The sequence below is a fragment of the Wolbachia endosymbiont (group E) of Neria commutata genome, from assembly GCF_964026735.1.
Classification (GTDB): Bacteria; Pseudomonadota; Alphaproteobacteria; order Rickettsiales; family Anaplasmataceae; genus Wolbachia.
Genome location: NZ_OZ034692.1, coordinates 551115 through 572340 on the forward strand (window position 1 = coordinate 551115; position 21226 = coordinate 572340).

At 34.1% G+C, this 21226-nt stretch carries 23 protein-coding genes, 2 tRNA genes and 2 pseudogenes; 17 read left to right on the forward strand and 10 right to left on the reverse strand.

What is annotated here, in order from left to right; translation table 11 throughout:
• The gene (gene murC / locus AAGD89_RS02895) at positions 1-1344 is read right to left on the reverse strand and encodes a UDP-N-acetylmuramate--L-alanine ligase (protein WP_341808902.1); all 1344 of its coding nucleotides are present in this window, start codon (positions 1342-1344) and stop codon (positions 1-3) included.
• A 122-nt stretch (positions 1345-1466) separates the two neighbouring features.
• Between murC and AAGD89_RS02900 the strand changes: the two genes are divergently transcribed.
• Entirely contained in the window at positions 1467-2135 is a 669-nt protein-coding gene (locus AAGD89_RS02900; RefSeq protein WP_341808767.1) for a septal ring lytic transglycosylase RlpA family protein, read from the forward strand.
• A gap of 317 nt (positions 2136-2452) precedes the next feature.
• On the opposite strand, the gene fabF is transcribed toward AAGD89_RS02900, so the two are convergent.
• Together fabF and acpP are read right to left on the reverse strand one after the other, a co-directional pair.
• Positions 2453-3724 carry a beta-ketoacyl-ACP synthase II gene (fabF, locus tag AAGD89_RS02905; protein WP_341808768.1) on the reverse strand — a complete coding sequence of 424 codons (1272 nt, stop codon included), beginning with the start codon at positions 3722-3724 and terminating at the stop codon, positions 2453-2455.
• A gap of 13 nt (positions 3725-3737) precedes the next feature.
• Positions 3738-3998, reverse strand: a complete 261-nt coding sequence (gene acpP, locus AAGD89_RS02910) for an acyl carrier protein (protein WP_341808769.1) — start codon at positions 3996-3998, stop codon at positions 3738-3740.
• Positions 3999-4072: 74 nt separating this feature from the next.
• Between acpP and AAGD89_RS02915 the strand changes: the two genes are divergently transcribed.
• The 4 genes from AAGD89_RS02915 (at position 4073) to AAGD89_RS02930 (ending at position 7158) form a co-directional block, all read left to right on the forward strand.
• Entirely contained in the window at positions 4073-4885 is an 813-nt protein-coding gene (locus tag AAGD89_RS02915) for a polyprenyl synthetase family protein (protein WP_341808770.1), read from the forward strand.
• Positions 4878-5804 carry an FKBP-type peptidyl-prolyl cis-trans isomerase gene (locus AAGD89_RS02920; RefSeq protein ID WP_341808771.1) on the forward strand — a complete coding sequence of 309 codons (927 nt, stop codon included), beginning with the start codon at positions 4878-4880 and terminating at the stop codon, positions 5802-5804. The genes AAGD89_RS02915 and AAGD89_RS02920 overlap by 8 nt, the downstream gene beginning before the upstream one ends.
• An 82-nt stretch (positions 5805-5886) precedes the next feature.
• Positions 5887-6669, forward strand: a complete 783-nt coding sequence (locus AAGD89_RS02925) for a hypothetical protein (RefSeq protein WP_341808772.1) — start codon at positions 5887-5889, stop codon at positions 6667-6669.
• A 414-nt stretch (positions 6670-7083) separates the two neighbouring features.
• A tRNA-Arg gene (locus AAGD89_RS02930) sits at positions 7084-7158 on the forward strand.
• Between the two features lie 221 nt (positions 7159-7379).
• Here the strand turns inward: AAGD89_RS02930 and AAGD89_RS02935 are convergent.
• From AAGD89_RS02935 to AAGD89_RS02950, 4 genes and pseudogenes are all read right to left on the reverse strand, one after another.
• Positions 7380-8150 (reverse strand): CDP-alcohol phosphatidyltransferase family protein, encoded by a 771-nt coding sequence (locus AAGD89_RS02935; RefSeq protein WP_341808773.1) that lies wholly within the window; start codon positions 8148-8150, stop codon positions 7380-7382.
• Positions 8147-8839 carry a phosphatidylserine decarboxylase gene (locus AAGD89_RS02940; protein ID WP_341808903.1) on the reverse strand — a complete coding sequence of 231 codons (693 nt, stop codon included), beginning with the start codon at positions 8837-8839 and terminating at the stop codon, positions 8147-8149. Before AAGD89_RS02940 ends, AAGD89_RS02935 begins: the two co-directional genes overlap by 4 nt.
• A gap of 112 nt (positions 8840-8951) precedes the next feature.
• Positions 8952-10019 (reverse strand): recombinase RecA, encoded by a 1068-nt coding sequence (recA, locus tag AAGD89_RS02945; RefSeq protein ID WP_341808774.1) that lies wholly within the window; start codon positions 10017-10019, stop codon positions 8952-8954.
• 107 nt (positions 10020-10126) lie between these two features.
• Positions 10127-10251, reverse strand: a pseudogene (locus AAGD89_RS02950) (IS481 family transposase); the annotation flags it as partial.
• A gap of 119 nt (positions 10252-10370) precedes the next feature.
• Between AAGD89_RS02950 and AAGD89_RS02955 the strand changes: the two are divergent.
• The 4 genes and pseudogenes from AAGD89_RS02955 to AAGD89_RS02970 all read left to right on the forward strand — a co-directional run.
• Positions 10371-10691: pseudogene (locus AAGD89_RS02955) on the forward strand (transposase family protein); the annotation flags it as partial.
• Positions 10692-10898: 207 nt separating this feature from the next.
• Positions 10899-11135: an XRE family transcriptional regulator gene (locus AAGD89_RS02960; RefSeq protein WP_341808775.1), complete on the forward strand. Its 237-nt coding sequence runs from the start codon at positions 10899-10901 to the stop codon at positions 11133-11135.
• A 406-nt stretch (positions 11136-11541) separates the two neighbouring features.
• The gene (locus AAGD89_RS02965; RefSeq protein ID WP_341808776.1) at positions 11542-11709 is read left to right on the forward strand and encodes a hypothetical protein; all 168 of its coding nucleotides are present in this window, start codon (positions 11542-11544) and stop codon (positions 11707-11709) included.
• 86 nt (positions 11710-11795) lie between these two features.
• Complete coding sequence (locus AAGD89_RS02970; RefSeq protein WP_341808904.1) at positions 11796-13082, forward strand: IS4 family transposase; 1287 nt, start codon at positions 11796-11798, stop codon at positions 13080-13082.
• A gap of 207 nt (positions 13083-13289) precedes the next feature.
• On the opposite strand, the gene AAGD89_RS02975 is transcribed toward AAGD89_RS02970, so the two are convergent.
• Together AAGD89_RS02975 and AAGD89_RS02980 are read right to left on the reverse strand one after the other, a co-directional pair.
• Positions 13290-13739: a hypothetical protein gene (locus AAGD89_RS02975; protein WP_341808777.1), complete on the reverse strand. Its 450-nt coding sequence runs from the start codon at positions 13737-13739 to the stop codon at positions 13290-13292.
• Between the two features lie 180 nt (positions 13740-13919).
• A tRNA-Asp gene (locus AAGD89_RS02980) sits at positions 13920-13996 on the reverse strand.
• A gap of 187 nt (positions 13997-14183) precedes the next feature.
• On the opposite strand from AAGD89_RS02980, the gene rpsB reads away from it, so the two are divergent.
• From rpsB to AAGD89_RS03010, 6 genes are read left to right on the forward strand one after another with little or no spacing between them, the layout of a single operon-like run.
• Positions 14184-15032 (forward strand): 30S ribosomal protein S2, encoded by an 849-nt coding sequence (gene rpsB, locus AAGD89_RS02985; protein ID WP_341808905.1) that lies wholly within the window; start codon positions 14184-14186, stop codon positions 15030-15032.
• Positions 15013-15882: a translation elongation factor Ts gene (gene tsf, locus AAGD89_RS02990; RefSeq protein WP_341808778.1), complete on the forward strand. Its 870-nt coding sequence runs from the start codon at positions 15013-15015 to the stop codon at positions 15880-15882. Before rpsB ends, tsf begins: the two co-directional genes overlap by 20 nt.
• 10 nt (positions 15883-15892) lie before the next feature.
• The gene (pyrH, locus tag AAGD89_RS02995; protein WP_341808779.1) at positions 15893-16636 is read left to right on the forward strand and encodes a UMP kinase; all 744 of its coding nucleotides are present in this window, start codon (positions 15893-15895) and stop codon (positions 16634-16636) included.
• A 7-nt stretch (positions 16637-16643) separates the two neighbouring features.
• A complete protein-coding gene (gene frr / locus AAGD89_RS03000; RefSeq protein ID WP_341808780.1) occupies positions 16644-17201 on the forward strand; it encodes a ribosome recycling factor in 558 nt (185 codons plus the stop codon).
• The gene (gene uppS, locus AAGD89_RS03005) at positions 17202-17906 is read left to right on the forward strand and encodes a polyprenyl diphosphate synthase (protein WP_341808781.1); all 705 of its coding nucleotides are present in this window, start codon (positions 17202-17204) and stop codon (positions 17904-17906) included. It begins immediately after the preceding gene.
• Positions 17896-18522 carry a phosphatidate cytidylyltransferase gene (locus AAGD89_RS03010; protein ID WP_341808782.1) on the forward strand — a complete coding sequence of 209 codons (627 nt, stop codon included), beginning with the start codon at positions 17896-17898 and terminating at the stop codon, positions 18520-18522. Before uppS ends, AAGD89_RS03010 begins: the two co-directional genes overlap by 11 nt.
• A gap of 255 nt (positions 18523-18777) precedes the next feature.
• Here AAGD89_RS03010 and rnc read toward each other — a convergent pair whose 3' ends face one another.
• Complete coding sequence (gene rnc / locus AAGD89_RS03015; RefSeq protein ID WP_341808783.1) at positions 18778-19479, reverse strand: ribonuclease III; 702 nt, start codon at positions 19477-19479, stop codon at positions 18778-18780.
• 119 nt (positions 19480-19598) lie between these two features.
• Here rnc and mraY point away from each other — a divergent pair, with 119 nt between their 5' ends.
• Together mraY and AAGD89_RS03025 are read left to right on the forward strand one after the other, a co-directional pair.
• A complete protein-coding gene (gene mraY / locus AAGD89_RS03020; protein WP_341808785.1) occupies positions 19599-20579 on the forward strand; it encodes a phospho-N-acetylmuramoyl-pentapeptide-transferase in 981 nt (326 codons plus the stop codon).
• 6 nt (positions 20580-20585) lie between these two features.
• Positions 20586-21194 (forward strand): ribonuclease HII, encoded by a 609-nt coding sequence (locus tag AAGD89_RS03025; RefSeq protein WP_341808786.1) that lies wholly within the window; start codon positions 20586-20588, stop codon positions 21192-21194.
• Positions 21195-21226: the final 32 nt, after the last annotated feature.

Below are 21226 nucleotides of genomic sequence, written 5' to 3' on the forward strand. Positions count from 1 at the left end.
TTAAACCTTTACTTTTTTCATATGCTCCGCAGTTTCTTTTGCTAACTTAGCGATATTACTACCAGCACCAATAAATAATACTATATCACCGCAATTTGTCGAACCATTAATAAAACGTGAAATGAGTAGAGAATCCTTCGTAATCTTTACATTATCAAAGCCATTACTTATCAGAGCTTTTTGTATATCATTAATTCCAAACCCGTGAATAGGTTCATCTTCTGGTGGGTGAACTGGGGTGAGAATTACGTAATCAAACATCATGAAAATTCTTATGAATTCGTTGAAAAAATTACGAACGCGAGCAAAACGAAGTGGCTCAATAATTCCAACAATTTTTCCGTTAGTAATTGAACGTGCAGCTGTTAAAGTCGCCTGTATTTCATCTGGATGATGTGCATAATCCTCAATTAACTTAACACCATTAACGTCAGCAATTAAAGAGAACCTTCTTGCTACTCCCTTGAATTCTGCAAGACCTTTTCTAATACTTTCTTCACTGATTCCTAATTTTATTGCAACTGATATTGCAGCCAAAGCATTACTCACTTTGTGAATTCCAATTGCATCTGACAATATTACATCTTTTATAATTGTGGATCCCAGTGTCACGAGCTGGGATGACAAAAGAGAGGGGGCAATTAGCACATCAAATTCTATGATATTGTCGTGTTGTCTAATGTTAATAGCCTTAATATTGCCACCCTCAAATCCAAACGTTATTGCGTTACTTCCATCATAATTAATATCCATAGAGTCAGGCAAAACTGCAAAATCTGCTTTATTAATAAATTGATGAAATGCTTCCTTGATATCGTCAAATGTACCATAATGATCTATGTGATCATCGTTAATACTGGTTATAACTGCAATATTAGCAGGAATCTTTAGCATAGTTCCATCTGATTCATCAGCTTCAATCAAAAAAATGTTACCCTTTCCGACTTTTGCATTGCTCTGATATGAATTTAAAATTCCCCCGACAATGACAGTTGCATCAATATTAGAATGGTCAAAAATGGAAGCAATCATTGCTGTTGTTGTTGTCTTTCCGCTTGAACCTGAAACTGCTATCACATATTTATTTTTTAAAAGTTCAGCAAGGATGTCTGATCTGTGTAAAATGGTTTTATTGTTACTTTTTGCTGCAACTAATTCCACATTATCAGATTTTATTGCAGAGGAATATACAACTATTTGAGCTTTGTTAATATTCTCAGCGCTATGACCAATATACACTTCTATCCCAAACTTTTTTAACCTATTTGTGTTATTATTTGAATGTGCATCACTGCCTTGCACTTTATAGCTAGAATGATGAAGGATTTCAGCAATGGCGCTCATCCCGATTCCGCCTATGCCGATAATATGCACTATTTTAGTACTGCTCACCTTTAGGGATTTACTTTGTTACTAAATTTATTATAATCTAAAATCCTTAAATAGCGAATCCTTTTACTAAAGTCATGATAAAAAGATTAGTATTTTTATGTCTAATATTCACTTTAATAAGTGATTGTAGTTTTCACAACAAACATCACGGCAAATCAGGTCATTATAAAATTGGTAGTAGTTATACAATCAATGGTATAACTTATCATCCAAAAAGTTATGACAACTATGAAGAAATAGGTATAGCATCTTGGTATGGGATAGAAGATCACAATAAACCGACAGCAAATGGTGAAATATTTAATCGTCATTTAATAACAGCAGCGCATAGGACATTGCCACTACCTTGCTTTGTGCATGTAACTAATTTAAAAAATGGAAAAAATCTTGTTGTAAGGGTGAACGATAGGGGGCCATTTTTTAAAAATAGAATAATAGATCTCTCAGAAGAGGCAGCAAGCATTTTAGGATTTCATGAAGATGGACTTGCAAGAGTAAAAATCAAATATTTAAAGAAAATGTCAGAACAATTAGTCAAAAAAAATCCACGTTATAAAAAACAGTATGAAAAAGCAATACAAGAACGTCATCCTAAAAAAATTTCTACAGAAAGTAAGGGATATACTGCATTTTTTGAAAACATTCATGCCGCCAAATCAACGGCGTCAAAGCTTCGTAATCAGGGAATAAAAAATGTCAGGTTGCTGTTTAAAGATGATCAATATTGTGTAAAAGTGGGTTGATTTTTAAATTATATATAGCTGAAATAAGTAAGATTTCTCGACGTCATACTACGATTTATTCCACAACTGTACGAACATCCTGCAAAGCGATAGAACGAGTGTTAAGTGTTAACTAATGGTGTCATCCAAGTAGCGGACACTGGTTAGTAACTTCGTAATACAAATCATACCAGTTTGGATTTTTTCTTGCAACTAAATTGATTTTCCATTCCCTTTTCCAATTTTTCAAAAGTTTTTCTCTATTAAGAGCCGAATCTACTGAGAACCCATTGGCCTTTACAAGGGTGACAAGAGAAAGGCTACTTGGATGGCACCGACTACACTTGTCCAAAAATAAGCGATGCATTAGTACCACCGAAACCAAACGAATTAGAAAGTGCATATTGAGCTTTATGTTCCTGAGCTTTAAATGGTACAAAATTCAAATCACACCCTTCTGATGGGTTGTGTAAATTCAAAGTTGGCGGGATAATCCCACTGTTTAATGCGAGGACGCTAAATATTGCCTCAACGCTTCCTGCAGCACCAAGCAAGTGCCCTATCGAAGATTTAGTTGAAGAAACTGGTATTTTATAAGCGTAATCACCAAATAGTTGCTTCATTGCTATTACTTCGATTTTATCTCCAAGTGGTGTTGAAGTTCCATGCGCATTTATATACCCTATTTTGTTAGAATCGATTTGTGCACTTTGAAGAGCAAGCTCCATTGCTTTAAATGCACCTCTTCCTTCTGGGTGTGGTGCAGTTATGTGATACGCATCTCCTGTGAGCCCATATCCAACAAGTTCAGCGTATATTTTTGCTCCCCTCTTTTTTGCATGCTCATATTCTTCCAGCACTAAAACACCCGCTCCTTCACCCATGACAAATCCATCACGTTCTTCGTCCCATGGCCTTGAAGCTTCTTCTGGCCTATCATTAAATTTAGTTGATAACGCCTTCATCGATGCAAAACCTGCAATTCCAACTCTACATAGCGCACTTTCTGCTCCACCTGCGATGATTATATCCGCTTCATCAAGTTTTATAGCTCTTGCTGAATTTATAATTGCGTGCGCGCCTGTTGCGCATGCTGTTACTGCTGAATCGTTTGGACCAGTAAATTCATATTTAATAGAAACATGTCCTGATATTAAGTTTATTAAACTTGCAGGGACAAAAAATGGGCTGACACGTCTTGGACCCTTTTCCTGCATAGTGATAACGTTTTCTTGAATTGACGGAAGTCCGCCTATGCCAGAGCCAATAGTTACACCAACACGTTCTCGATTAATATTCTGATTTTCCAGAAGCAATGAGTCATCTACTGCTTGAATCGCTGCTGCAATGCCATAATGAATAAAACGATCAGTTCTTTTTAGGTCTTTTTCCGAAATATAATTTACTGGGTTAAAGTAATTTTCAATGTTGTCAGATTGCAACGGCACTTGCCCTGCAACCTTGCAAGCAAGATCAGAAGAATCAAATCTATCCGTACTAATTGCTTTTATACCAGATCTACCATCTATTAACCTGGCCCAAGTATTTTTAACATCCGCTGCTAGCGGAGTGATCAAGCCAATACCAGTAACTACTACTCTTCTGCTCATTTAACACTAACTATTAGCCTTTTTTACTACTAATGTACTCAACTATTTGCTCCATAGTTTCCATTTTTTGTGCATCTTCATCAGGAATCTCTATCCCAAACTCTTCCTCTGCTGCCATGATTATTTCAACTGCATCCAAACTATCTGCACCATGATCTGATAATTTTGAAGAACTACCGAATTTTTCTACATCCTTACTGATGTGCTCTAATATAATCTTTTTTACTTTTATTTCTATATCTTCTTTAGTGGCTTTTGCTAGTTCGCTGTTCATTTTTTACCAAAAATAACTTATACTTCGATGTTATAAAAAAAGTTTTGTATTTGCAATATTTAATAAATTTAAAGATGCTAGACGAAACAATTAAAAATTTGCTCATTACAGAAATAAATAAGCATTTACCTGGAAATAGGGAGGATAAGCTCATATCAGCTATGCGTTATATGTTATTTGCGCCCGCGAAATATATACGTCCATTTTTGGTTATAGCTTCATCGAGAGTGTTTAGTGTGAAAGCTGAAAAAGTAATGCCAATTGCCGCAGCGATTGAATTTATCCATACTTACTCTCTTATACATGATGATTTGCCGTGCATGGACGATAGTGACACTCGTCGCGGTCAGTTGAGCTGTCACAAAAAATTTGATGAAGCAACAGCAATTCTTGCTGGAGATGCACTGCTAACTCTGGCTTTTGAAGTATTACCTTCACTACTAGATGAAGACAGCGCCAGATGTTGTGAAATCATAAAAGTGCTCTCTAAAGCAATAGGTACTAATGGAATGGTAGGTGGCCAGATTTTGGATATTGATAGCCAGCATATAGATTTTGACAAAATAAAAAAAATCCATTTGATGAAAACTGCGAAACTATTTGCAGCTTCGTGTGAAATAGGCGCTATAATGGGTGGTGCTAAAGGTGAACAACAAAAAGCATTGTATAATTATGGGGTAAACCTAGGGCTTATTTTTCAAGCTAAGGATGACATTGCAGATTATGAACAAGATAAGGTGAAAAATTTAGTATCTATGCTTGGCAAAGGTAGGGTAGGGGATTATATAGATGATCTCTTTGAACAGGCCTTGGATAATTTGAGTGTGCTTTCAGGGAATACTGATTATTTATATACTTTGTTAAATCAAATAAAAAAAGATGGTTAGGAAAATTACATTACAATTACTTATCTACATGGTAATAATTCTTACTTTAACCTCTGCTTTCGTTTTTACTATTGTCTATATAAATAAAGGTAAGCCAGAAAAAAAGGACAAGCTTTATGAAATAAATGCCACACATGATGGTCTAGTGCAAACAATAGCATACTACCTGGTGAAGCCAATACTTGAATCAGCACTTGACCGCTATATCGAAAAGCATGGACTCACAGAATATTTACAAGGAATAGCGCAGCAAAAAGAAAAAGATTCGATAAATTTTTATGAAATTACCGAAGGTAGTGGTAGCAAAGCCCTCTGTGGTCAGGAAGTCCTGTTACAAATGTATAAAATACAGAATAATAATCTAGCAACATCGCTTCCACTTCTTAATCAAGTTTCTGATGTTACTTTGGAAATAGGTCAAGACAACCTAAAAGAGATGAGTTTAGGGGTAATGGGGATGAAGGAAGGCGGGGAACGTGTAATTACAATAAACAATCCTGCTAATAATAACAAAATGAATTTCAATTCTTATTATGTCAAACTTATCGAAATAAAGAATCGATATCCAGAGTCAGTAAATGACCTGATGATTTTTAATGACTTAGCTAATAAATCAGGAAAACAAGTAAAATGTGGTGATGAGATATCAGTTAAATATAGTGTAAGTGAGAGTAATGGAGAGTATATAGTTAAAAACCAAACGGTACAATTTAAAGTAGGCAATAAAAAAGTACCACTTGCTATAGAGCTTGGGGTTGTGGGAATGAGAGCTGGCAATAATAGGACTATTATTTCTCCACCTGACCTTTTAAATATCACTGAGGATATGTTAATCAAAGATATAGGCTTTAATGAAGAGAATATTTCAATTATTAATTTAAGCTTAGAACCTCTAGATATTGAAGAGCAGTTTCAATAATGCCTGATGAAGTATATTAATAAGTAAATAAAACTTAATATAATGTTATTATACTTATAAATGTATTATATAAAGTAAAAGTATGAATGATTTCATAACTGCAAGGAGGAAAGATGATGCTGTAATTTCTATCTGCCAAGATAATGAGAAAAAAACTGTGTTAATTTTAGGGCTGAATCAAGCAGCAATGGATTTGTTAAAATACGAGAGCGAGAAATTACTTAATAAACCATTAGTCGATATTTTAAGTGCAAGAGCAGCTAATAATATGAAAAATTATTTGGATTATACCGAAAATGGACATGATTTACTTGATATACTGCCTAAAGTAATAGATTTTTCTTTAATTGATGCTAAAGGAGAAAACGTAAAGACAAAAGTAAAAGTTTTCCGCACTACACAATTTACTAGTAATAAGATAAATTATGAACTATTGGTACGTGATATTAGCTTTTCTTACAAATTAGGAATATTTAGAGATAAATATCTAATGAGTAAAAAATATAAAAACCATGACTCGCTTGATATACCAGATAATGAGTCCACTATTCTAGAGTTATGCATTGTATTGAATTTTGCTTTTCAACATCAAATTAATGCAGCTATAGGAGTGATTGGTTTAAATAGTGACTGTGAAACAAATGATGCGCTGAAAGTTGTTATAGAGCACTTTTACAAAAATTGCCGTAATGATGACTTTCTAGGATATATTAATGAGAGTAAAATGCTTTTTATTTTAGTTAACTGCAATACAAACGACACACCTAAAATAATCAACCGTATACACTCAGCTATTAACAAGCAATTACTAGAGCAAAAATTGCCGAGTATATCAATAATTTATGGCAATATAGCTAAAAAATGAGCGGTATGGACTCACAACTGTACGAACCCGAACTATCGATTAGCTTGATGTATAGTTAACTATACTTACTCTAACAAAAAGGGCTTAAAAGTTTTTTGGTGAACAATTTCCAATAAGCGCTTAATGGAGTTTCTGCTTCAAATAAAAGCGAAAAATAATGAATTTTACTGAAGGATAACCACGATAATAGATAATAGTTTGATTTAGTGAATAAACAATTAGACAATACATGTGGAGAGGTTATGCCAAAGCAAATATAAAATTATTGAGCCATAAAATAGACCTTGCCTAACTCACATAAACAGCTTCCAATTGTAAATATAGAGTTTTGCAAGAAATCTAATTTTGTTAATACGAGCTTAACCAAAATAATTGAATTAAGCTATAAAATCTGCTAAAGTCGATTTTATAAGTGCACCCTTAGCTCAGTTGGATTAGAGCATTTGACTACGGATCAAAAGGTCGGGCGTTCAAGTCGCTCAGGGTGCACATACGCATTTAGTAACCGTTCACGTAATGGGGTCAACTTAAGGGAAAATAAGTAATTGTGTGTAAAGTTCCCCTCTGACTATTAAGTTATTATCTGGCGAACTAGATTTTGATTTCATACTAGAGAATAAAAAGCTAAAAAATAAAATGATCAGAGAATTTTTCTGGGATAAATTTAGAGGCTGTATTACAAGGATTTTGGGCGAACTTAGTTAACTATATCAACGAGCTTTATATGAAAAATACATATAAAGCCCAGCACTTATTGGAATAGTAAGTGTATACACTACACCTAAAATTGGTAAGGTTATCCAAGGCTTGCTAATGAAAAATATTATGAATATTCCAAATAATGATACAAATATATAAGATAGGCTTTTAGGAATATAGATGTATTTTGCAGAGAAAGTTGGAATGTGACTTACTGAAAAAAATGAAACAACCAGAAAGTAACAAGCTATATTCCTTATATTTAAAAATTGTTCTATAAGAAGTAAATATTCGCTTTCCTGAGATTGAAGGGTAATAATTATTGGCAACAAAGAAAGTAATGCACATACTGGAGCTGGAATGCCAGAAAAGAAAAATTTTTCCCAGTCAAGTTGTTCTATATTTAACGATACATTAAACCTTGCAAGCCTTATCGAGATGCAGATTACGTATATCATTACCAGTATCCACCCTATGACTTCAATTTCTTTTAACTTCCAAAAATATAAAAGAAAAGCAGGTGCTGCACCAAAATTTAGAAAATCTGCAAAAGAATCAAGCTGTGCTCCAAAATTGCTAGTTGACTTTAGAATTCTAGCTATTCTGCCATCCATTCCGTCTATGATTGCAGCAATAATGATAAAAATTACTGATTGTTCCCATTGTTCATTAAATGTAAACTTCAGTGAAGTAAGACCAGAACATAAGCCCAATAAAGTGATAAAATTCGGGAATAACTTAGCAACAGGTAAAAATCCACCGTTACTGCCGTCACTGCTCATATAATATCAAAAGTCATCTTCTCTTGAGCACTTTCCTTGCTTAAGCTTGCTATAATTGTTTCACCACCAACAACGGTTTGCCCTTCTGAAACTCTAACTTCTATATCACTTGGAACATAGATATTAACTCTACTGCCAAATCTTATAATTCCAAATCTTTCACCTGCTTTAACATTTTGAGACACTTTTAATTTACAAACGATACGCCGTGCTATTAATCCAGCTATTTGTTCTACGATAATTTCTTTTCCCTCTTGATATTCAATAACAATAACCTGCTTTTCATTTTCATTACTAGACCTATTGCTCATTGCAGATACAAACTTGCCTTTTTTATAGTTCATTTCTTTTACTATACCAGATATTGGTACGCGGTTCACATGGACGTTCAGGACGCTTAAAAATATGCTAACAAGCGTGAATTTCTTCTCTTCTTTCTCTTCAGCTGACAATGGATAACTAACCTCTTCAATTTTTGAAATCACACCGTCAGCAGGACTGAGTATTAGGTCCTGATTATTTGGGACAGCCCTTGCTGGATCACGAAAGAAATAAGTACACAATAGTGATGGAAACAGGCATGTAATACCAAATCCCCAAGATATAGAGAACGCTATACACGTTACTATAAAGGAAACAATTATAAATAAGTAACCTTCCTTGTTTATATTAGGCGAATTAAAACACATAACCTTATAACAATAATCTATTATTAACAACTTATCACTTATAACTTCTCATGAAAAGCTTTTTTTGAAAACCACAAACTTGTAACTTGATGTTGATAAAATCATTCTCAAATTAGAAAGTTGATTCTTCTAAAGGCTGCTGGCTATCCTCATCATCCGTAATAGGGTTATCACTGTTTCTTAACAAATCTCTTATTTTCATCTCTATTTCATTTGCAACTTCCTTATTTGTTTTTAAGTAAGTTTTTGCATTCTCTTTTCCTTGTCCAAGACGTGTATTATTATATGAGTAATAAGCACCTGCCTTTTCAACAATACCAAGTTTTGTTCCCATTTCTATTATTTCTCCAAGCTTCGATATGCCTTCATTATACATTATATCAAATTTTGCTTCTCTAAACGGAGGTGCGACTTTGTTTTTTACAACTTTAACTCTTGTTTCGTTTCCTGTTATGTTTTCCTTATCCTTTACGGTGCCAATTTTTCTTATATCAAGCCTTATAGAAGTATAGAATTTTAATGCATTTCCACCTGTAGTAGTTTCTGGGTTGCCGTATACCACCCCTATCTTCATGCGAATTTGGTTGATGAATATCAGTATACAGTTTGCCTTTGAAACAGCAGAAGTTAGTTTCCGGAGCCCATGACTTAAAAGTCTCGCCTGTAATCCCATATGCTGATCACCCATATCGCCTTCAATCTCAGCTCTTGGAGTTAATGCTGCAACAGAGTCAACAACTATCACATCAACTGCACCAGAACATACCAAATACTCAACGATATGCAATGCTTGCTCTCCAGTATCAGGTTGCGAAATTACCAAATCATCGGTGTTCACCCCAAGCTTACGAGCATATATTACGTCCAGTGCATGCTCTGCATCAATAAATGCACATGCTCCACCTTTCTTCTGTGCTTCAGCGATTACGTGTAAAGTAAGAGTGGTTTTACCAGAGCTCTCAGGGCCAAATATTTCAATTATACGTCCCTTTGGTAGCCCTCCAACACCTAAAGCTGCATCAAGAGCAATCGAACCTGTAGATATTGTATCTATTTTTTCCACCGGATTCTGCTTTAGCCTCATTATCGCACCTTTACCAAATGCTTTTTCAATTTGACTTATTGCATTATCTAGTGCTTTTTGTTTATCACTACTTTTTTCTTCTGGATTGCTTGCCATAGCTCATTTATTAATTTGTATAATTATTTATATTAACTAAAAGTAAGTAATATGCCAAGTTTTTATATAGCTAATCAGAACAGTATGTACAGTCCCAGAGTGTGATGTCATGGATTAAGTATAAATAACTCAGGAGAATTTGTCCACTGGTTGCATATAAATTGATATGGAGTCAGACCTTTAAGAGTTTTAAGTCTTTTGCGTAGTTATAGGCCATAACAAAGTTGTATAAACCCCAACTATGGATTAGAAAAGAATAGAAAAGCCAAGGAAACAGGGTAAACTCAGGAAATATTTGAAAACTAAATGAGGTTACCCATGAATAAAAATATAACAGAATTATTTTGCCTGATCGATGATTTTCGCATAAGAAAACAGGAAAAATTGTTGCCCAAAGATAGCATAAAATATGCTGATTCTGGCTATCAAGGTTGGCAAAAGTTGCAGAAAAACGTTGTGATTCCGTACAAAAAATACCGTAAAAAGCCATTAACGGAGGAGCAAAAGGAGCATAATCGAAAGCTGGCATCGTTCAGGATGCGTGTGGAAAATAAGATTAGAGAGATCAAAATTTTTAAGATTATGTCAAATATTTACCGCAATTTTCAGAAGAAATACAACTTGAGATTTAATATTATTGCCGGAATTGTGAATTTGCGGCATAGTTTTTAATAATTTTTGGGCTGGGGATTTCTTACCAGATTTTATCAGCAACTTGCTTCACGTTGTTTCGCAGGGGGTCTACCGTTATAGGTTGCCATTAATATTTCTTACTAGCACAACTTTCTCATAGTTTATGGTGTTTTTCCAATAATTTATGATGGATTTATGTAAGGTTTCTGCTAATTTTATGTTAACTTTAATATAATAGTAAGATGAATGGAAATATTAGATGTTACTAAATCTCATACAAAAGAAACACTGATACAAATGATAAATAAATCAGTAGATGATAATCAATGGAGCAATAAAGAGACAGCACATGTACTACAAACATCTCTTGCAGACATTTCCCTGATTAAAAGATTAAACACTGCAAATTTTTCATTGGATAGGCTCTTAATTTTTTTAGTAAGATTAGACTATAAGGTAACAATTTCAATTAGTATTAACTAGACTATAAAACAAATTGAGTATTTTGAGCTTGCAGCGACTTCTGCCTTAACATAAAATCATGCAAAATGAAAGATTGATGTGTTGAGTTTCTAGACGCATTTATAGAAGGGATAGTAAAAGATAAGATTTAATTTGACCAGCAAAGCTTAAAGTTGCGCTCTATGGGCACGTGTAAAGGTTCTTTTTTAACTTGATACACCTAAAATTCGAAATTAGATCTGAATTTACCACTGTAATGAGAGTTGCAATCAAACATGATCATCATCTATTATGGTAACAAGCACCGCTTTCTACTTTTATCCCTATAGACTTTAAAATAAGAGAATAGGAATTTTATAGTAGTACTCCAGAAAATTTTGACTTAGAACCATCGCTTATAAGTGGAAATAACCTTGAAGAAGCTTTTGTGGTAGATTCGAACAATCTTCAAAGTCAACCAGATAGTGCGCCACAAATCGCTAAACCTCCTGAAGAACAACCACAAGGTGATCAGCCTAACACCACTGTGCCTACTGCAATAGGTTCTCAACCTGTTACAGCAAATAACGGAACACCACAAGTTCACTGCCATTAAGTTAAGAGAAAAGGATGGACTATATTAATAAATCAAGTAAAATTCCTAAACTTAAAGGAAAAATAATATGAGTAAAAAAAACAATAATCGAATTCATAAAAAATAAATTGATAAGTTTAAACTTTATAAATGATCACAAAGTATCACCAAAAGACTTTCTACGAAAAAGAAAATTGCCTTTTATTGATGTATTCATTTTGATTTTCAGAAAAAGTGTGAAATCATTACAAGTGATGCTCAATGAATTTATTCTGTACACGATGAGAGATTATACAGTTACTGCAAGTGCTTTTACCCAAGTAAGACAGAAGCTAAAGTATACTGCATTTTCAGAACTTAATGATGATGTAGTTTCCCTATATTACCAGGATCAGGAGTTTAAAACTCACCATGGTTTCAGGGTACTTGCATTTGATGCTTCTATATTAATTCTACCAAAAAGTGATGAGGTAATAGAGGAGTTTGGCTCAAGAGCAGTATGGAATGGAGTTCAGAGGTTTGAAGATTATACAAGTGCAACCTTTGAAGCTTGTTATGATGTGCTAAATAATATTGCAATAAAATCGGTGTTAAGTAGAGGTGACAGTTATGAAGTTGATTTAGCAACCGATATGCTTGAAGGCCTCAGTTCAGATGACTTACTAATCTGTGATAGAGGGTATGTATCTTATCGATTTATTGCCGAGCTTACGGAAAGGAAAATTAATTATGTAATTCGTTGTCCAAGTTCATCTTTTAGTGAAGTAAACGATATGTTTAAGCCGGGCAGTCCCTCTAGTACAATAGCAGTAGCTACTGCACCTATTAAAGTGGCAAGGCAGCTAAGAAAGCTAGGATTACCTGATGAAATGGAATTTAGGCTAGTTAAAATCATACTTTCCTCTGGTGAAATTGAAGTGCTAATTACATCATTATTAGATGAGCAGCAATTTAAGGTTGAGGAATTTGAAGAGTTATACTACTTACGTTGGGGAATAGAAACATTTTTTTCTAAACTCAAAGGAAGGTTAGGCTTAGAGAATTTTACAGGTAAAAGTGTTGAAACTATTAAGCAGGATTTTTGGTCAACCATTTTTATTAGCAACCTAGAAAGTATTATGACAGAAGATGTAGAAGAGGCATTGAATGCAGACCTAGCTGATAGTAAGCTTGAAAAAAGCATTAATAAATCTGTTTCATTTAATGCAATTAAAAACTTAGCTTTCGATATTTTTTCTACAGAATCGGACATGGATTGCGTTATGGAGCAATTATCTAAGTTATTTTTAACAAACACTTTAGTTGTAAGGAAGGGGAGGAAAGTTGATCTTCATAAGATATCTGATGTTCGTTCACTCAATTACCAAAAAAGGGCTAGAAAACACGTATTTTGAATACTACCCTACTCATTTCTGAAAGACAGTATTCCTGGAGCAACTTTTGTCAAATCTTCTGTAAAATGACTTTTAAATAAGCTATTTCTTAACTAATTTACATCTAAGAGTTTATCTACTTTAAAGTTTGCTCTATTTTGTTTTAGCATTTGCCATAACTCCTTAATCACTACAAACTTTTTTGTTCAATTTTTAGCCATTCCTTCCTTAACTTAATGGCAGTGGAGGCAGAGGAGGCGGTGGCGGAGAAGGCGAAGGAGTGGCATTATACTCAAGCCCTTGCGTTGATTGTCGGAGTGCCGTATATTCTTGTCGCTGAGCCGGTTGGGCAGATTCTTTTTCACTAAAATCTATTTTTTGTTTACCATTTAATGAAGAAACAATTGAACTGGCAAGATATACTACTGAAATCAATACAATAATTGCAGAAACAACAAAAATCACTATAGAAACAGTTGAAATAACGTAATGAAAACATAGACCAGCTGTGAAACTATATGCACATAGTGAAAAAATAGCGACTATAAACTTTAATTTAGTTACTTTATCTATGTTGGTTGAACATGAAACAGGCCTTTTCGAATTTTTTAAATCACACCCTGATAGTGATAGAGAAGGAGATGGTATTGCAAAAACAGAATCAGGTGAATCAGACATTTTTCTAACCTCCAGGATTAATACTATATTAGTAATAATTAAATTAATGATCTTGTCAACTAACTGTTAATTTCTCAATATACACAAGGGTTATTTATTTTTTTTAATGTCAAAATGCTCCCTACTCTTTATATTGGAAATTTTTTCACAAATTACATCATTATTATGCAAAGAACAAAGTGGCGGGAGTGATGAGACTTGAACTCACGACCTCATGCGTGACAGGCATGCGCTCTAACCAACTGAGCTACACCCCCCATTTTTTAAAGTAATGCTGACTTATAGTTTTAAAGTTAATAAACATGCCATCATTTGTCAATATTTTTTGTTTGCGCTTTGTTGTCTTTTATATTACTATATAAATAATTTGATTTCACACATGGCAAATACAAGTAGTCCCATTAGGGTCGTGCCATGGAGGATAAACTATTTGGAGGAATAAATATGGCAAATTTGCCTGAAGTCACTGTGCGTGATTTAGCCGGGTCTGGTGTACATTTTGGTCACAAAACTGGTCGCTGGAATGCAAAAATGGCTCCCTATATATATGGGGTGCATCAAGAAAATCGTATACATATAATCGATTTGCGAAAAACATTACCACTGTTGCAGGTTGCTATGAAAGCTTTGCATGACGTTGCATCTCAGGGTGGTCGTATTCTATTTGTTGGTACAAAATTTCAAGCTTTGGATATTATTGCAAGTGAAGCAATTCGTTGTGGTCAATACTATGTAAATCACCGTTGGCTCGGTGGCATGTTGACTAACTGGGGAACTGTTTCTTCTTCAATAAAGACCTTAATCCAGTATGAGAAAATATTGAATGATGAGGGTAGCATTTTAACGAAAAAAGAATTGGGAAATATTGAAAAGAAAAAACACAAACTTGATAAGGCATTAGGTGGTATTAGAGAAATGGGGGCAATTCCGGATATCTTGTTTATTATTGATACTAATAAAGAGCATATTGCAGTCAGCGAGGCTAAAAAATTAGGAATTCCAATAGTTGCAATACTTGATACTAATTCTGATCCAGATGGTATTACTTATCCTGTACCTGGAAATGATGATTCGAGAAAATCAATAGAGCTATATTGTAGATTGGCCGCTGATTTTATATTAGCTGGTATAGAATCCAGCTTAACGAGGTCTGGTGTTAGCATTGATGATATAAAGGATGATGAATTTATTCATGAAAAGGAAAATGGTATTGTACAAACTAAAAAAAGGCGTAGTAAAATTTATAAAAAAGACGAAAGGGAGGTAGAAACAGATGAAGGTGAATCCAAATAACATAAGGGGATTACGTGATAGAACGGGACTTGGTCTAAGTGATTGTAAAAAAGCGTTAGAAGAGTGTGATGGTGATATTGATAAAGCAGCTGATAAGTTACGTGCGGTAGGACTTGCTAAAGCTGATAAAAAGTCCGACAGAGTAGCTTCAGATGGCCTGATTGCTATGCATTTGATTGAAAATTGTGGTGTTCTGGTTGAATTAAATTGTGAAACTGATTTTGTTGCTCGAAATGAAAGGTTTATTGAACTGGCTGAAAATTTAGCTTTACTTGCTTGCAAAGAGCGATCTACTAGCGTGAATGAATTAAAAAATGTTAAATATGCGGATATTGGCACGACACAAGAAGCAGTGATGAATGGAAGCTCAGTGCTTGGTGAGAAATTGGAGCTAAATAAGATTTGTTATTTGGAAACTAAAGGTGGAGTTGTTGCAGGTTATGTACATGGTTCTACTTCTAGCCTCGGTAAAGTTGGTGCTTTAGTTGCACTGCAATCATCCGGCAATAAAGCAAAGTTACAAGAGATTGGAAAACAAATAGCAATGCATATAGTTGCTATGAAACCTGAGGCTTTGTCTATAGATGATTTAGATCAAGAAAAATTAAAAAATGAACGTTACATAATTGAAGAACAAGTAAAAGCCTTAAATAAACCTGAAGAGGTAACAAAAAAAATAGTAGATGGTCGCATGGCTAAATACTATGAAGAAGTTGTCTTACTAGAGCAAAAATTTATAAAGGATGATAAGATGAAGGTTTTTGATTTTATAAAATCAAGTGAGTTGAGCTTGAATTGTCCTATTAAATTGTCTGATTACAAGTTACTTGTTTTAGGTGGTGCAAATTAAATAGCTAAAAATGACTACCTCAGACGGTGAACAAAGTAAAGTAAAATACTCCAGGGTACTGTTTAAAATCTCTGGAGAGGCTTTGATGGGGTCACAGCCTTTTGGTCATGATATGGGTATAATAAGCCAGTTATGCAATGATATCGCCGATATTCATAAACTTGGAGTTCAGGTGTGTATTGTTGTTGGTGGTGGAAACATTTTTCGTGGAGCATCTGCTTCTTTGAGTGGCTGTGAAAGAGCAAGCAGTGATTATATTGGAATGCTTGCAACCATAATCAACGCTTTAATTTTACAGAACTTTTTAGAAAAAAACTCGGTAATTTCAAGAGTATTGTCTGCTATACCAATGGCCGCTATATGTGAATCTTACATCAGACGAAAAGCTATTCGTCACTTAGAAAAAGGTAGAGTGGTAATATTTGCAGCGGGGACAGGTAATCCATTTTTTACTACAGACACAGCTGCGGCTTTACGTGCTGTTGAAATGAATTGTGATGTAATTCTAAAAGGCACACAAGTAAGCGGCGTATACTCTGCTGACCCGAAAAAAAATGAGGATGCTGTAATGTACGACAGACTTTCTTATACAGATTTGCTGACACGCGATTTAAGAGTTATGGATGCATCAGCAATTTCGCTTGCGCGTGAGAATTCGATTCCGATTATAGTTTTTTCTTTGAAGGAAGAAAAAATAGTCAATATTATTAAAGGCAAAGGGACTTATACTATAGTTTCAGATTCTAAACAATAGGTAATTTATGTTAAATGAGATAAAAACTAAAACAAAAGATAGAATGTTAAAAACTATTCAATCTTTCAACGACGATATTAAAGGTGTCCGAACCGGAAGAGCTAGTGCATCATTGCTTGATGGTATAGTTGTAAATATCTATGGAGGGCACCAAAAACTCAGCCAACTAGCAGGTGTGTCAGTTACAGACAATAAAACTCTATCAATTAAAGTTTGGGATATAAGTGTTATAGGTGAAGTAAAAAATGCTATATTAAATGCTAATCTTAATTTAAATCCTGTGGCTGAGGGCAGCACCATACGTATAACCCTTCCAGACTTAACCCAGGAAACGCGTGAAAAATTAGTGAAATTATTGCACCAATTTGCTGAAAATGCACGAATCGCCATTAGAAATATACGTAGAGATATCATAGAAGAATTGAAAAACATGGAAAAAAATAAACAAATTTCGGAGGATGATTATCATAGCCTTCACGACGAAGTACAAAAAATTACTAATGATAATATAAAAAAGATTGATAGCGAATTATCCACAAAAGAAAAGGATATATTGAGTCACTAAATGACAAATGTATTGAACTTTGAGTCTTTACCAAAACATTTAGCAATTATTATGGATGGTAATGGTAGGTGGGCAAATAACCAAGGAAAAATAAAAGCTGATGGTTATAGAAAAGGCGGTGAGGTTGTATATGATATTGCTGAGTATTGTACAGCCCTTACTATACCTTACTTAACTTTATATGCGTTTTCCATGGAGAATTGGCTAAGGCCTAAAGATGAAGTTGATAGTCTATTTGATTTATTTTGCTCATTTTTAACTAATGAAGATAAAATAAACTTTGTTTGCAACTGTAACATTAGGTTGAATTTTATTGGTAACTTAAGTTTATTACCTATTAAAGTACTGGATCGAATGAAAAAAGTAGAAGAAATTACACACAAGAATGATGGTTTATTACTCACCGTAGCAATCAGTTATGGGGCGAAGCAAGAAATCATTCATGCTGTTAATAGTATTGCCAAAAGTAATATCGGTCAAATATCAGAAGATGAATTTAAAAAATTTCTGTATACTAAAGATCTTCCGGAGCTAGATCTTTTAATTCGAACCGGTGGGGAAAAGAGGCTAAGCAACTTTTTGTTGTTGCAAGCAGCTTATGCCGAATTACACTTTTGTGACACTTTGTGGCCTGATTTTTCTTGTCAAGATTTGAGTGAAGCATTAGAAGAATATAAAAAAAGAAAGAGGAGATATGGTAGATAATAATTTCATAATCAGGATGCTGTCTGCAATAGTGATATTGTTTATATTTTCTTTTGCTACATACTTTAGCGATTTATCATTTTACCTATTAATTTTTTCAATAGCAGTTTTATCTTCTTTTGAGTGGTATAATTTAACAGGAGGGAATAAAATTCTATACATTTTTGCATTATTACTAATTGCATTACCAAATGCTTCGTTAATACATTTGTATAATCTACCGCAGGGAAAATACGCGTTAGTATGGCTCATCTTAACCATCTGGGGAGTCGATGTTACTTCCTATTTATTTGGTAAGAATTTTGGTGGGGCAAAAATTTGTCCAATAATTAGCCCTGGTAAAACTTGGTCAGGACTTCTTGGCGCAATATTAGCTGGAATGGTGTGTACAATTTTTGGATCGGTATTTTTTGGCCTGTTTTCAATTCTTTACTCTCCAATCATTGGTCTTGCAATTGCTATTTTAGCACAACTTGGCGATTTCACTGAATCATTTATCAAACGAGCTTATGGTGTTAAAGATAGTGGAAGTATTATACCTGGCCACGGGGGAGTGCTCGATCGCATGGATAGCTTCATTTTTACCGCCCCTCTTATCGCTATTTATATAAGTTAAAATCTGACACTATAGCAAACCAATCACATTTTCGACTACCACCTTTCTGCTTGCAACTTCTTGATTTTCTTATCTTTTTTCTATAGACCTGCTGCAAAAGGAAAAAGAGGAGATTTTTGAAGGTTAAAAAAATGACCAGATTTATGTACTTTGCTTCTGTAAGTGGCTTTAAAATAAGATTTTTTTTCAAAATAAATTACTATAAAAATAGCAATCCCTTTTGCAGCAGGTCTTGTTTACTGCCAGATACTGGCTTTATGATTCCAAATTATTTTCTTCGATTTTTTCTAGCATCAATTCAGCAGCTTTTTGCTCAGCAACTTTTTTACTAGAAGCGCATGCAAAAACTTCACCATAATTTTCTATGCAAACTGATATAGTAAATTCAGGGATGTGTGCTGGTCCAGTTTGTTTTACAAGCTTATACTCTGGTAGAGGCAATTTGCTTTTTTGAGTCCACTCTTGCAATGAGGTTTTAGGATCCTGAGGAGGATTGAGTGTGTTTTTAGCTAACTTTTCCCAGTATTGAGTGATAAATCTTGCAACATTTTCAAATCCACCATCAATATAAATTGCACCAATCAGTGCTTCGAGCGCATTTTCTAAATTTTTTAAGTTACACTTTCCTCCATTACAGCGTTCACTATTATTCATGATGATAAAATCACTTAGCCCTATCTCTTTAGCAACGTTAGCAATGGTGCTTCCACAAACTAAATCTGTTTTTCTTCTTGCCAACGCTCCTTCTTGTTCTTCCGAAAATAATTTAAACAGCATAGCAGATACAACCATGTTCAAAACGCTATCACCCAAAAATTCTAATCTTTCATAGCTTATAATTTGGTTTTGACTATTTTTTCTATTGACGCTTGGGTGAGTTAATGCTTCTTCCAGTATATCCTCATTTGTAAATTTATAGTCAGTGATTTTGGATATAGCGTCATTCAGATTTTTCATATTTGTTGTTTAAAAGAAAAGTATTTCTTACCATACACACTTTTATGCCAAATAGCAGATATTTATGTGCTATAACATTTGTGAGTAACAGGGTATAATAATAAATTTTAAAGAGATAGGTGACTTTAACCACAAAAATATTTTTTACCTCATTTTTTTTTGGATTGATTCTTTTTCCTTATTTTATAAAGCTTCTAAAAAAAATCAGTAAAGATGGGCAACCAATTAGACCATACGGGCCAGAAAATCATTTGATTACAAAAAAAGATATTCCGACCATGGGTGGGATAGTAATATTGATTTCCTCTTTATTCCCGATTTTACTTTGGGTTAAGTTAACACCTGAAATTCTGCTCTTGATATTTGTAACTCTCTGTTTTGCTCTGCTTGGATTTATCGATGATTATTTAAAATTAAAGGCAAATCATCATCGAGGTTTAAGTGGAAAAGCTAAAATACTTATTCAATTTATTGTCGCTCTGATTGGTATGTCTATACTTAAGGTATACTCCGCCGAAGGCTTTACAAAAACGTACCTATTTAAAGAGATGATAATCGACCTTGGCTATCTATATGTTCCATTTACCGCATTTGTAATTGTAGGCTCTTCCAATGCCGTAAATCTTGCTGATGGTTTGGATGGCCTTGCTGCAACTCAAGTAATAACTTCCTTTGCTGCTTTGGGGCTAATTGCATACATAACTCAAGCAGACATAAACATTATTTTATTCTGCATTGCATTTATAGGAGCAATTTTAAGTTTCTTGTGGTTTAACACACATCCAGCAAAAATATTTATGGGTGACGTTGGTAGTCTTTCGATAGGTGCAGCACTGGGATTAACTAGCATTCTCATTAAAAGAGAAGTGCTTTTTGCTATTATTGGAATGATCTTTGTGATAGAAACTTTTTCTGTAATCATTCAAGTATCATATTTTAAATATACAAAATTTAGATATGGGCAGGGGGAAAGAATTTTCCTTATGTCACCAATACATCATCACTTTGAAAAGAAAGGGTGGCCTGAAAACACAATAGTTATGAAATTTTGGATAATTTCTATTATCTTTTCAGTTTTTACAGTAACTTGCTTATTATAAAAACTTATGACATACCCAGATTTTACATTAGAAAATAGATTATCCGGAATTATAGCAGGAGTGGATGAAGTTGGTAGAGGTCCGCTAGCTGGTCCAGTAATGTCTGCAGCTGTGGTGTTTACAGATAGAAGTATAATTATCGATGGAATTAACGACTCGAAAAAATTGACTCCTAAATTTAGAGAAATTCTATATGAAAAAATAATATCTGTTGCAAAATTTTGTGTAGGAATAGCAAGTGTGGAGGAAATAAATGCGTATAATATCTTAAAAGCAATGAAACTTTCAATGGAACGTGCGTTGATAAATCTGAATCTAGAGCTTGATTATGTTTTGGTGGATGGCAATCAACCACCTGAAGTAAAATGGCAGGTACAGTCCATAGTAAACGGCGATAATTTGAGTACATCAATTGCAGCAGCTTCAATAATTGCAAAAGTAACCAGAGATCGATTTATGCAAGAGCTACATGATAAACACCCTGAATATAATTGGCATAAAAATAAGGGGTATGGAACAAAAGAACACATTAATGCCATTAATCTTTATGGTATCACAGAACATCATAGGAAAAATTTTGCACCTGTTTCCCTTTTTTGCCGTCGAATTGCGTGACCTTTACAATCCCAGTAATCACCGCCCTTTAA

Excerpts from the sequence above, each read along its gene's own strand:
- murC (WP_341808902.1), bottom strand. The coding sequence starts at position 1,344 with ATGAGCGCCATTGCTGAAATCCTTCATCATTCTAGCTATAAAGTGCAA.
- AAGD89_RS02900 (WP_341808767.1), top strand. The coding sequence starts at position 1,467 with ATGATAAAAAGATTAGTATTTTTATGTCTAATATTCACTTTAATAAGT.
- fabF (WP_341808768.1), bottom strand. The coding sequence starts at position 3,724 with ATGAGCAGAAGAGTAGTAGTTACTGGTATTGGCTTGATCACTCCGCTA.
- acpP (WP_341808769.1), bottom strand. The coding sequence starts at position 3,998 with ATGAACAGCGAACTAGCAAAAGCCACTAAAGAAGATATAGAAATAAAA.
- AAGD89_RS02915 (WP_341808770.1), top strand. The coding sequence starts at position 4,073 with ATGCTAGACGAAACAATTAAAAATTTGCTCATTACAGAAATAAATAAG.
- AAGD89_RS02920 (WP_341808771.1), top strand. The coding sequence starts at position 4,878 with ATGGTTAGGAAAATTACATTACAATTACTTATCTACATGGTAATAATT.
- AAGD89_RS02925 (WP_341808772.1), top strand. The coding sequence starts at position 5,887 with ATGAATGATTTCATAACTGCAAGGAGGAAAGATGATGCTGTAATTTCT.
- AAGD89_RS02935 (WP_341808773.1), bottom strand. The coding sequence starts at position 8,150 with ATGAGCAGTGACGGCAGTAACGGTGGATTTTTACCTGTTGCTAAGTTA.
- AAGD89_RS02940 (WP_341808903.1), bottom strand. The coding sequence starts at position 8,839 with ATGTGTTTTAATTCGCCTAATATAAACAAGGAAGGTTACTTATTTATA.
- recA (WP_341808774.1), bottom strand. The coding sequence starts at position 10,019 with ATGGCAAGCAATCCAGAAGAAAAAAGTAGTGATAAACAAAAAGCACTA.
- AAGD89_RS02960 (WP_341808775.1), top strand. The coding sequence starts at position 10,899 with ATGGAAATATTAGATGTTACTAAATCTCATACAAAAGAAACACTGATA.
- AAGD89_RS02975 (WP_341808777.1), bottom strand. The coding sequence starts at position 13,739 with ATGTCTGATTCACCTGATTCTGTTTTTGCAATACCATCTCCTTCTCTA.
- rpsB (WP_341808905.1), top strand. The coding sequence starts at position 14,184 with ATGGCAAATTTGCCTGAAGTCACTGTGCGTGATTTAGCCGGGTCTGGT.
- tsf (WP_341808778.1), top strand. The coding sequence starts at position 15,013 with ATGAAGGTGAATCCAAATAACATAAGGGGATTACGTGATAGAACGGGA.
- pyrH (WP_341808779.1), top strand. The coding sequence starts at position 15,893 with ATGACTACCTCAGACGGTGAACAAAGTAAAGTAAAATACTCCAGGGTA.
- frr (WP_341808780.1), top strand. The coding sequence starts at position 16,644 with ATGTTAAATGAGATAAAAACTAAAACAAAAGATAGAATGTTAAAAACT.
- uppS (WP_341808781.1), top strand. The coding sequence starts at position 17,202 with ATGACAAATGTATTGAACTTTGAGTCTTTACCAAAACATTTAGCAATT.
- AAGD89_RS03010 (WP_341808782.1), top strand. The coding sequence starts at position 17,896 with ATGGTAGATAATAATTTCATAATCAGGATGCTGTCTGCAATAGTGATA.
- rnc (WP_341808783.1), bottom strand. The coding sequence starts at position 19,479 with ATGAAAAATCTGAATGACGCTATATCCAAAATCACTGACTATAAATTT.
- AAGD89_RS03025 (WP_341808786.1), top strand. The coding sequence starts at position 20,586 with ATGACATACCCAGATTTTACATTAGAAAATAGATTATCCGGAATTATA.